Annotated in this window: 8 protein-coding genes and 1 pseudogene; all 9 read right to left on the bottom strand. The window is 43.3% G+C overall.

Going from position 1 to position 10,616, the window contains the following annotated elements; translation table 11 throughout:
* Nucleotides 1-722: pseudogene (locus AB6D80_RS18045) on the bottom strand (site-specific integrase); the annotation flags it as partial.
* A 38-nt stretch (nucleotides 723-760) separates the two neighbouring features.
* Nucleotides 761-1,582 carry a hypothetical protein gene (locus AB6D80_RS18050; RefSeq protein WP_102249315.1) on the bottom strand — a complete coding sequence of 274 codons (822 nt, stop codon included), beginning with the start codon at nucleotides 1,580-1,582 and terminating at the stop codon, nucleotides 761-763.
* Nucleotides 1,579-2,007 (bottom strand): hypothetical protein, encoded by a 429-nt coding sequence (locus AB6D80_RS18055; RefSeq protein ID WP_102249316.1) that lies wholly within the window; start codon nucleotides 2,005-2,007, stop codon nucleotides 1,579-1,581. The genes AB6D80_RS18050 and AB6D80_RS18055 overlap by 4 nt, the downstream gene beginning before the upstream one ends.
* Before the next feature lies 1 nt (nucleotide 2,008).
* Nucleotides 2,009-3,049, bottom strand: coding sequence for a hypothetical protein (locus AB6D80_RS18060; RefSeq protein WP_102249317.1), 1,041 nt, complete (start codon nucleotides 3,047-3,049; stop codon nucleotides 2,009-2,011).
* A gap of 615 nt (nucleotides 3,050-3,664) precedes the next feature.
* Complete coding sequence (locus AB6D80_RS18065) at nucleotides 3,665-5,551, bottom strand: BCCT family transporter (RefSeq protein WP_012603497.1); 1,887 nt, start codon at nucleotides 5,549-5,551, stop codon at nucleotides 3,665-3,667.
* A 128-nt stretch (nucleotides 5,552-5,679) separates the two neighbouring features.
* Complete coding sequence (locus AB6D80_RS18070) at nucleotides 5,680-6,033, bottom strand: hypothetical protein (RefSeq protein WP_029223121.1); 354 nt, start codon at nucleotides 6,031-6,033, stop codon at nucleotides 5,680-5,682.
* Between the two features lie 274 nt (nucleotides 6,034-6,307).
* Complete coding sequence (locus AB6D80_RS18075; protein WP_371707214.1) at nucleotides 6,308-7,267, bottom strand: ChaN family lipoprotein; 960 nt, start codon at nucleotides 7,265-7,267, stop codon at nucleotides 6,308-6,310.
* A 75-nt stretch (nucleotides 7,268-7,342) separates the two neighbouring features.
* A complete protein-coding gene (gene rlmA / locus AB6D80_RS18080; RefSeq protein WP_017104039.1) occupies nucleotides 7,343-8,158 on the bottom strand; it encodes a 23S rRNA (guanine(745)-N(1))-methyltransferase in 816 nt (271 codons plus the stop codon).
* 193 nt (nucleotides 8,159-8,351) lie between these two features.
* A complete protein-coding gene (locus tag AB6D80_RS18085) occupies nucleotides 8,352-10,388 on the bottom strand; it encodes a methyl-accepting chemotaxis protein (protein WP_009848661.1) in 2,037 nt (678 codons plus the stop codon).
* Between the last annotated feature and the right edge of the window lie 228 nt (nucleotides 10,389-10,616).

Genomic DNA, 10,616 nt, shown 5'->3' on the forward strand with positions numbered 1-10,616 from the left:
AAGAGAAGCTGCTTAATAAGCAAGCAAATGATGACAACTACCTTGAAAAACACCGTGAATGTAACTTTGTATTTAGTCAACTGCGCCCCAGTTAAAGTTACAGACTCTCTAAATCGCCCGCCAGCAGCCAAACATAGCTTAATTACTTTGTGTAAATCGTCATGGTACGGATGAGCTTCTGCCGCTTCGATTAGATGCTGCATCTCTTCAACAGTAAGAAACTCCATTTCTTGTTCGTGCAATCTGAATTGGCGAACCTGTTGCAATGGGTTTTCGCCTTTCCATTCGCCCATTCGTTTCAGTTCAACAATTACCGCGTTCAATAAATCTTGTTCATTGTTGCAAGTGCGAAACGTAACCTTGGCTTTATTTCCTTGAAGATCGGCCACTTCATCTGCAAGGCGGCGGGTTCGATATTCTGTGAACATTGATGAGGTGAGTTTGTCGTAAAGCGGGTCGCCCATTGCCAACGCTAGAACCTTTAATTTGTTATAGGTGTATTTTGAATGCGCTAAAGATTGACCGTGGCGTTCTTGCCATAGGTCAATCATGTCTAATAAGCTACGGTTTGTCGTCTACTTCGTTCATTGTGAACTTTTCGAACGCAAGTGCTTCGGCTTTGGTAGCGACACGTTTACGAATACGCTACCTTTTCGGCCTTGTGGGTTACATTCGCAGAGCCATGGTTTTTTGTTGTCACGCTCTAGCTTTCTGACAGACACTCTTGTGGGAACTCTTCTTTGTCGTGGAAAGACAAATTCTACTTCTTGACTTCTCTAAATAGGAGTGAAAGAGCGTTTTGAACTTCAGTTACATCTATTGCCTTAGGCGTAACAGATGTGCTGTGGTCGTAGATTTCTCTTAGAGATTCCATCGCTAACCCCTCCCTGACTTTTTTTGCCTGAGTTGCACTTTTATCCATCGGTTTATAGACTAAATTACAAAAGAAGTGACGTATATTAAGGTCAGTTCCTCTATCTAAAGCAATTTTAGCATCAGAAGTATAGGGTTGGTGTTCTAGGAAATCGTGGGATTCAAACAACTTGGTTATATCATCTCGATACTCTACCTCAACCCGTTGTTCAACATATGTTTTCCAAGATCCTTGCTCAGATAGGAAATTTTTCCAATTTTTTACTTTATCAGCAAAGTTGCCACTTTGAATGTATACCAACAAACCAGCTTTTTGGTCCTGTCTTACATAACGGGTGACCAACTGCAAAATACCTTCAAATACTTTATCATTAGTCGTAAGTTTTTTTGCTTCAGCTATCCATTCATGTCCGAAACCTTTTACAACTAAATCTACTGCCCCACCACCTCTTTTTACTTGAGATTCTGCATCAAATAACTCACTAGCGTTAAGCTGTCGTATGATCTCTGATGTAAGTGCGTCTTCGTCCTTCCCAAGCATCTGGTCTGCGTCGTTTTCTATAGCTTGAATATACTTATCGAGTTTTTCGTAAAGTACATAAATAAAATCTTTGTATTCAAGATAGTTCGCAAATGGTAACGCAGCTTTAGCTTGTTTCTCTCTCGGTACTTCATCGTCTAATTTTTCAAAAACATCACCTAGGTTCATCCGTGTCGTAACCTCGGATGAATGAAGCAAGAGAAACCAAGCCTTTTGTTATCGAAATCTTCTAACTCTCTACCTTTTGTATCTACAGGGGCAAGACCGTGCATTTTTGCTTCGAAATATGACTCGGCAGTAATTTCAATTGTTTCGTCGTTACCTTGAGGGAAGTAACAAAATTGAAGAGAAAATATCCAAATCGGTTTCGATGATAGGAAGATTACGCTATCCATTAAACTCGCAAGATCTGTTGTTTTAGATGCATCGATCAAATCAACGATTGTGTAATATGTCTGACTTGGGTGTGATTGTATAAAATCAAGGATACTGTCAATAGGCTCGGAGTTTTCATGTGTCGATGACAATTCTCGAACAATGTTTATTCGCTCACACAATAGCTCTTTGTCTACGCGCCCAGTTTCGTAACTCATACTAAGACCTAAATATTATGTCATTGATAGTTTTTGTTAATTCCATACTGTTCTTAGGTTCTTTTACATTAAAGCTAAAACACCGCTCCTCTTTCCAGTCAAAACGATGAGGCAAAAACTCGACTTGCATTTCTTCATCTTCACTCGGTGAATACTTAAACTGGATAACAATCTGCCAAGGATGATAATCATTGCCATTTTTACTTTTCTTGTGGATAGCTAACTCGGATCTTCCACAATGGCCCGGATCTGAAGATGCACTTGAAGATAAATAAGGTCGTTCTGTAAATGTTGCTATTCTTCCCCAGCTCATGCGTCCTGCGTTGACATCGTTAAATAGGTTTTTAATGGCCTTGAAGACGTTTACTGGTTCTGCATCGACTCCAGAATGACGGATGGCGATATCATTTATAAACGATTTTTGAAGTTCTTTTAGCTCTTCATTTAAAAAACGCTTACCAGCAGCAGATGATACTCGATATTCAACACGGTCTTTGGTGTGAGGAATGAATACATTGTGGAATGTTTGCGAGTAATCATCAAAGCCTTTGTATGAATGCTTTACTTTTACCGATGAGTATATCATTGCATACCCATCCCCTAAGTCCGTCACTTTACATAGACTGAACCCCTGTGGGTAAGATTGCCCATCAACAAACTTAAATTTACCTGGGTATAATTTATATGCCTCTGATGTTCTTGGTGTACCGCCTAGAGGTACGATTTTTTTTCTTATATTAGTCGCATCCTTTTTACTCAGTTCTACTATTTGATAAGTATGGTCAGACTGACATATAAAACGGTCAATAGCTGTCTCAAGTCTATCAACGGTACATTGAATTTTACCTTGATCAGTTGATTCGATATCACAGGCGATTATGTTCTGAAGACTACTCCATCGGCCAGCGGTGCTGAATCCATATTGCGATGCTAAGTAGCAAAAGTATGTTAAGCCATCAGTATCGCCTAATGAACCTATTAGCTTGTCCATTAAGTGGTTTTTAGCTTGGCTCGGTGAATTTTGATTGTTGACAATGCCCATTAAGTATTCTTTTTAGTAAATTATGTCTGGTCAGATTCTACAATGGTTTGCAATGTAAATAAATGCACCATGATGAGTATTGAGAGGTTATGAGGTGCAAACTCGGATGGTAGTGAACATATTATGGAACTACCCGACCAAACAATTTTTACCTCCTAAATTCCCCATCAAAATGGTGGTCTAGGTTAAGCCTATCGCGCCACTGCATCTGCTCTTTTTTAGAAAGATTGCAGCGTCTAGTGAAAGCGTTCCAACTGACCGGGTCATTCAAGTGTTTGTGAGCGAACTTGTGATGCCAATTATGTTGAGCAGTTTTAGTAACATTGTGATTTGCCTATGTTTCGACCAATGTTTGCATGCTGTGCATACCACGTAAAACTAATCCTACAGCCAGCCATTTGTACAAATGGGTACAGACTTTTGGCTAATGGTGCGCCTATCCCCGACTTAGCCTAAACAGCTTAAGAAAAAAAGAGGAGAGAAGACATCCTGAACCACCCGAACCGTTAGTTGCTTATTAGTAGCAAATGACCCGAATAAAAAAAGGCTCACATTTCTGTGAGCCTTTGTCGTATTTAGGAGGGTCCAAATCAATGGACTGTGTCATGGCTAATGTCAAGCAAGCGGTAAGTCTGCAACCACCTGGTTGAACGTGATACGAGCATTCTGAGCTTGCTCAGATAACTCGATCTTTTTCGCTTGTGCGGCACTAAGATTACTCTCGGCCTGCTCAAGTGCTTGTTGTAGGTTCTCTGGTAACTCGTGAGTTTCCATTTGTGCACCTTGTTCTAGCACATAAGCGCGAATTTCTTTCTTCACTGCGGCAAGTTCTGTGTAAGCAACACGCTCAAGTTCTGCAGCTTCTTGTGCTGCATCTCTTTCTTTCTCAAATTGAGCCAGTGCCATACCTTCTGCAGACCAAGGGTCCATATCTGGTAGTTCTTCGATATTGATCGTTGGCTCGATGTACGCGTCTTGATGGCGTAGGTCGAGGCTAGTTGCACGAACCGCTGAAATCATCAGCATCACAGAGATCACCAGTAGCGGTAAGCCACCAACTATTGCTGCCGTTTGTAGCGTACTTAGACCACCCAAGAACATCAGAATCGTTGGCAAGAACGACAGTGTGAATGCCCAGAACATACGGTTCCAACGCATTGGCTCTTCGGTCACGTTGTTTTGCACAACAGACGCTAGGATGTATGAGATTGAGTCAAATGTCGTTGCAGTGAAAATAATGCACAGCAGCGTAAATACCGCGATAACTAGTGTACTCATTGGCAGTTGCGCAAGCATCGAGAAGATAGCTTTGGTAGCGCCTTCTGCATTCAAAATCGCTACTACATCCAGTTCACCAGAAAGTTGCAGTGATAGGCCATAGTTACCTAAGATCATGAAAAACAAGAAACAACCTAGAGAGCCAAAGAAAATTGAACCTGACACCATTTGTTTGATGGTTCTTCCGCGAGAGATACGCGCAACAAACAGGCCCATACTTGGTGCAAATACTAGCCACCATGCCCAGTAGAAAATGGTCCAGTCTTGTGGGAAGTGCGTGTTCTCAAAGGTACCGTAACCACCAAATGGTTCAGCCCACGTTGCCATCACGAAGAAGTTAGACAGTAGACGACCAATAGAGTCTAAGCCTGTTTCTAGCATGAAGATTGTTGGACCGGCGATCAGAACGAAAGTCAGTAAACCCATTGCACCCCAGAAATTGATGTTACTCAGGATCTTGATGCCTTTTTCCAAGCCAGCATAAGAAGAGTAAGCAAAAATTGCCGTACAAACTAAAAGTACCATTGCTTGCGTAAGGTTATTTTTAGGTAAGCCGAATAGGTGGTTCAGGCCTTCAGTGATGAGAGGTGCTGCTAAACCTAGTGTTGTCGCGGCGCCACCCAGTAGACCGAAAATGAATAGGATATCGACGATTTTTCCAGGTACGCCTTTACTGCGGTGTTCACCAAGAACAGGCATTAACGCACTAGAGATCTTTAGAACAGGCTGTTTACGCACATAAAAGAAGTAAGCGATAGGAATCGCTGGGATCAGGTAGATAGACCAAGCGATTGGTCCCCAGTGAAACAAACCATAAGTTGCCGCCCAACGAACCGCTTCTTCACTTCCGGGTTCTAGTTGGAAAGGCGGTGATTGGTAGTAGTAAGCCCACTCAATACAGCCCCAGTACAAGATACTTGCGCCGATACCACCACAGAACAGCATTGCTGCCCATGATGCAGTTTTGAACTCAGGTTCTTCATCAGCTTCACCCAGTTTAATTTGTCCCATATCACTGAACACAACGTAAACCATAAATGCACAGGCAGCGAGGCCTAGCGCAAGATATAAAAATCCAAGTTGGTCCGTCATGAATGTTTTCGCAACCGCAATCCAGTCTGCGCCCTGTGCAGGGAACAAAATGAGCGGGAAAACTATCGTGAGTAGGAGTGCAATCGCACCAAAGAAAGTAGGCTTATCAATAAGCTCAAAAGTGTTTTTCACGAGTATTATTCCATTAAAATGAGAGCGGAATTATGGAATGAACTCGTTTTTTAGACCAAATCGGGTCTGTTGTCGTGACGACAAATCGCTTTAATGCAGAGAGGAAAGTGCAGTAACAGAGGGGAAAGTTAGATTAAGGCAAGTAGAATGCCACCAACGGTTGCCGCTGCGGATAAGTATTGCCCTGCTGAATAAGAACCATCGTCTTCTTCTTCAATCTTATCTGGGTGATCCATACCTAGAGCGCCATGAGCAAATGACTCAACCTTATCGGTAACGGTCGCGTTTTCAGCTTCGACTTTCTTAGCTTCTTTATCGATTTGTTTAAGGGCAGATAATAGGGCTTTGCCTTCATCAGAAAGCTTCACGGTATTTTGCTCAACCTTAAGCGGCGCAGGCTTTTCAGCTTCAGTGCTTTTAGCTTGTGCATTCATTTGCGAAGGTGAATACAGCTGAGTATTACTCGTTCCTACTGGCGTCATATCGCTCTCCTTACCTATCCTTAAATATAGTATCGGCAGAGGTGTGAAAAACTTGTGCAATTAATCATCGATAGTGATGTTTTTTATTCGCACATTACATTTTCGTCTGCTTGGTTAAATCGTCTATTTACTAAGCAAGTCTTGTGCCGATAAGAATGTTTGATTTAGATAGAGTTAGGATGAATGATGGGAACGTGATCAAGTTTTGACGATGGGCTAATTATCTAGGATTAGCCCATCGACTCTTTAGCTTAGAAGAGTGGATCAACAGACCTTACTCACACTCTAGGCTAGCGCTGCGTTTTGACAGGTGCTTGTATGCCGTCATTCGGTTCTCTTTCTTAACAAAGCGAGCCGGTGGAGAAAGCACTTTTAGTTGGTAGTCACTGCTATCCGATGAGATTTCTTCAACTGGACTGATGATGGCAATTCTCAAATCAGGGTTACGATGTAGAATTGATGCCGCCGTCCCTAAACCACCCTCGGTGTGGAACTTGCCAGCCACATGAATTACTTGTTTATCAGGGTTTGATGCTAGGTAATCCATAATCGACTCAGCCATGGTTTCATCCCAGGTTACCTGAGCGGCAAACTGTTTTTCTGTTTGCTCTGGCGTACCGTGGTGCATAGAAGCCATGAACTTTTCTTTGTAAGGGCTATCGCCAGTATTCACTTCGGCAGCAATCCATTGGCGTTGCTCGGTCGATAATTGGTCTAGGTAAGGCAATCCTTTACGGCCAATACACTGCACGAATGGCTTTGGTGCATTTGCCGCAATAACATCGACGTCGTTGGCTTTTGCGAACTCAACTATCGCGCGGTAATCACTTTCGTAATTTGGCCAAGCTGCCGCTTGAGACATGAGAATCTGTTCGCCAATTTCGCCGTTTAAGTATTGGTCGAGCGTGGCTTGGTGCTCTCGAGTGAACTGTTCCATTGAAAGCGCAATGTTGGATGTTGCGCTGCGGCGCGCTTTTAAGAAGTCGGTTTGGAAGCGGTGAATAGCAGAATGCGTGTGCCATTCGCCAATAAGAACCACATCAGCGTCAATCAGCTGCTCGGGTAATGCATCGAGAGAAAGTGTTTCGCCTTGTGGAGAAGCGAACTGGTAGTCATAGAATGTGGAAACGGTATCCGTTTGCGTGTTAGCCACTTGTTGAGAAGTGCTGTTTGAAGGTTGATTAGCACAAGCTGTAAGCAGGGTCGCTAATCCGATAAGAATAATACGTTGCATGAAATGCCTCCTTGAAGAACACGCATACTAAAGGAGGCAAGATGACATTTCAATGCAAGCGATAATCAATATCAATTAAACCTGTTTGCGGTACACTCGCAGCATAAAGTCCGCTTCACAGTTGAATTGCTCAGCATCAATGAGTTGTTGTTTAAACTCTTCACTCGCTTTCCAAGCAAATGGCGTCATCTGTAGCAGGTCGAATGCGTCTGACCCCGATAGTTCCATCATATAGTTTAGTTGCTCTTGATGCTCAAGAGTAAAACCTTCAATCATTTCTGGATCTTCGTCGTGCAAGCGAACACCATCATAAATTGCATCACGCAGCTGATACAGGTGTCGGCTAGCAGGGGTCACGGTGATCACCACGCCATTGTCTTTGATGGTGCGCTGCAGTTCTTCAGCCTTGCAAGGCGCATAAATGCGTAGAATGCCGTCTAAGCTGTTTTCCGCAAAGGGCAGACGATGGCTCGAAGCGACTGAGAAGTCGACAGCAGGGTAGCGTTTAGCTGCGTATTTGATAGCAATCTTAGAAATGTCTAGGCCAAAAGTCGCACCATTCTTTTCTTGAAGGTTTACCGCAATTTCATTGGTGTAATAACCTTCACCACAACCGATATCTAATAGGCTAGGGGCGGTTGCTGGCAGATAGCTAGCGCATAAACCAACAACAGCTTGACGCATTGGATCGTAGTGGTTGCCTTCAAGGAAGCGGCGACGAGCCTGCATCATCTCTTTGTTGTCACCTGGATCTTTTGATCGTTTGTGGTGTGCTGGCATCAAATTAACATAGCCTTCTTTCGCTAGGTCGAACTGATGGTTCTTTTCACACTTAAACGTACGATCGTTTTGAGATAAAGGTTGGTGACACAAAGGGCATTGGTAAGTCATTGCGAACTCGAGGTAGAAATTTCAAGTCCAAAATTTTAACAGGAAGCATAGTGGGGCGCTAGAATAAACGCAGCTGTCTTGGTTTACGGCAATTAGTGAAGATACAGAGGCTGTCAGTGAAGAGATAGAGCCAACGTATGGTTGGCTCTATTGGTTATGAGCAAGTCACTGATAGAAACAGTGAACTCGGTTTTTAGCTAAAGAAGTTAACTTGGTTCTTTAACGACTCAGCTTGTTTTTGAAGTTCATCAGCACTGTGAGAAGTCTTAGCGCTGGTTTCACGGCTTTGCTGGTTCAAATCGCTGATCGCATGCGCGTTCGCTGCTATTTCTTGAGAAACCTGAGCTTGCTCTTCTGATGTCGCAGCAATGGTTTCAGCTTGAGAGGCAATAGATTCAACTTGAGAGGCAATCGACTCTAGGGCTGTGCCTGCTTCTTGCGCTTTATCAAGTACTTGGTTGGCATTCGATTGGCTTTGTGTCATCAGGTTCACGGCATTGTTAGTTGAAGATTTCAACTTCTCGATGATGCTCACTACGTCTTGTACTGACGTTTGTGTACGATGAGCCAATGTTCTTACTTCGTCAGCGACCACGGCAAAACCACGACCCTGATCCCCCGCTCGCGCGGCTTCTATTGCAGCGTTCAACGCAAGTAAGTTGGTTTGTTCTGCGATGTCATCAATCATCTTGGTGACGGTTTGAATGCTTTCGCTATCAGAACTCACTTGCTCGATGGCCGATGCTGATTTGTCTAATTGATCATTTAGCTGGGCAACATCAATACACACACCTTCAACGACTTCTAAACCTTTCTGGCTGTCTTCATTTGCAAGGCGAACATTTTCAGCAATGCTATTCACTTGCTGCGCTACAGATTCTGCCGAGGTAGCCATCTCTTCAATAGCGGTAACGACTTGCTCAACCTGTGCTTGCTGGCGGTCAGATTGGCTCAGATTGTGGCTAGCATCCTGTGACACACTGCTAGAGCTGTTTTGTACTTGATCACTGGTCGTACGAATTTCTCCAACGAGTGTATTCAATTGAGCAGCCATATTCGCAACGCCGGTATTTAGGTTGCTGATTTCATTCTTAGTCTGTTTGCCGTTGTTTGGAATATGTAAGCTGACTTCGCCTTTTCCTAAGCGCATCATGTATTCGTTTAAAGTCGTTAACGGCGTCAACGTACGGTTCAATACGAGCGTTAACACGACGATGGTAGCGGCGGCAATCAAGGTCGCGATTATCGCGATAAGTTTCAGCAGTTCGTCGCTGCCTTTAGTGACTTCATTAATAAATGTGCCGCCAAGTAGCTTCCAATTCCACCCCGGAACTTCGGTATAGACGAGGTATTTTTCGCCCACTGTTCCTTGATACTCAAAAGGGTAGAGAATCAAGCCGGATGGCTGCTCAAAGAGTTGATAGAAAGGTTTGTTACCGTCGTAGTCGGCAACATCCACAATAGATTTATCACCTCCAGCATTAGTAGGGTGCAGTAAGTACTGGCCTTGATGCTCTTCTTCATTGTCAACGATGATGGTATAGCCAGTATCGCCCCATGAGACAGAACGCAATGACTCGAACAGGTTTTGTGTCGCCTCTTCTACGGGTAGACCAATGAAAGAGACACCGTTAACTTTGCCTTGTGCATTCGTTAAAGGTGCGTAGTAGGTAATGTAGCGTTGGCCGAAGAGCTTCACTTGCGCGTAATAAGCTTCGCCATTTTTGAGTTTGTTATAGCCAGGATGATCCTTGCCTAACGTTGTGGCAACAACACGTTCCCCTGACGGTTTTTTAAGAGAAGTAGACACGCGAATAAAGTCATCGCCAAATGGGGCAAATAGGGTTGCTACAGCGCCGGTGTCGCGAGTAAAGCTATCAACGAGTTTAGTGTCGTTGATTAGGCTCTCACCATATTGAGTCAGGTTAGGAATGGAATGACCGTTGAACTCAACGTCGTAATTCTCAACATAAACACCTGCTAGGTAACCGTTACGAAAGGTGGATTCTAAAACTTTGGCGGTATGCAGGTAGGCATCGAATTGGCCAGATATGGTTTTGGCCATCGCTTCTACTTTGGATTGGTGTTCCCTTAACGTGTTGTCTAATAATACTTGTGAGGCATTGCGATACACGAGCGTTGCGATAGAGCCAAAGGCGATAAGTAAGCACAGCAAAATGACCAACTTAAGTTGGAAGCCAACACTTTGATTTTTGTATTTCTCGAACATGAATTCATTATCCTGTCTTCATTGAGGTGTTGTTAAGTGGTTTTAGATAAGTTTGTTATTGAGCCTCCTATCATAAGAACTTATTCATAGGCAGTAATTGATAAGAATTAATGAATTGATAGTTATATTTATAAATTATGACGTATGAGATATGAAATGAAATTTGGAATGTATTAAATCTGAGTAGGTAAGCTTTGTCTGCGTTAACTTACAAACTGGTCATGGGAA

Origin of the sequence: Vibrio sp. 10N.247.310.17 (genome assembly GCF_041466605.1) — a bacterium.
Lineage (GTDB): Bacteria > Pseudomonadota > Gammaproteobacteria > Enterobacterales > Vibrionaceae > Vibrio > Vibrio tasmaniensis_A.

Excerpts from the sequence above, each read along its gene's own strand:
- AB6D80_RS18050 (WP_102249315.1), bottom strand. The coding sequence starts at position 1,582 with ATGAACCTAGGTGATGTTTTTGAAAAATTAGACGATGAAGTACCGAGA.
- AB6D80_RS18055 (WP_102249316.1), bottom strand. The coding sequence starts at position 2,007 with ATGAGTTACGAAACTGGGCGCGTAGACAAAGAGCTATTGTGTGAGCGA.
- AB6D80_RS18060 (WP_102249317.1), bottom strand. The coding sequence starts at position 3,049 with ATGGGCATTGTCAACAATCAAAATTCACCGAGCCAAGCTAAAAACCAC.
- AB6D80_RS18070 (WP_029223121.1), bottom strand. The coding sequence starts at position 6,033 with ATGACGCCAGTAGGAACGAGTAATACTCAGCTGTATTCACCTTCGCAA.
- AB6D80_RS18075 (WP_371707214.1), bottom strand. The coding sequence starts at position 7,267 with ATGCAACGTATTATTCTTATCGGATTAGCGACCCTGCTTACAGCTTGT.
- rlmA (WP_017104039.1), bottom strand. The coding sequence starts at position 8,158 with ATGACTTACCAATGCCCTTTGTGTCACCAACCTTTATCTCAAAACGAT.
- AB6D80_RS18085 (WP_009848661.1), bottom strand. The coding sequence starts at position 10,388 with ATGTTCGAGAAATACAAAAATCAAAGTGTTGGCTTCCAACTTAAGTTG.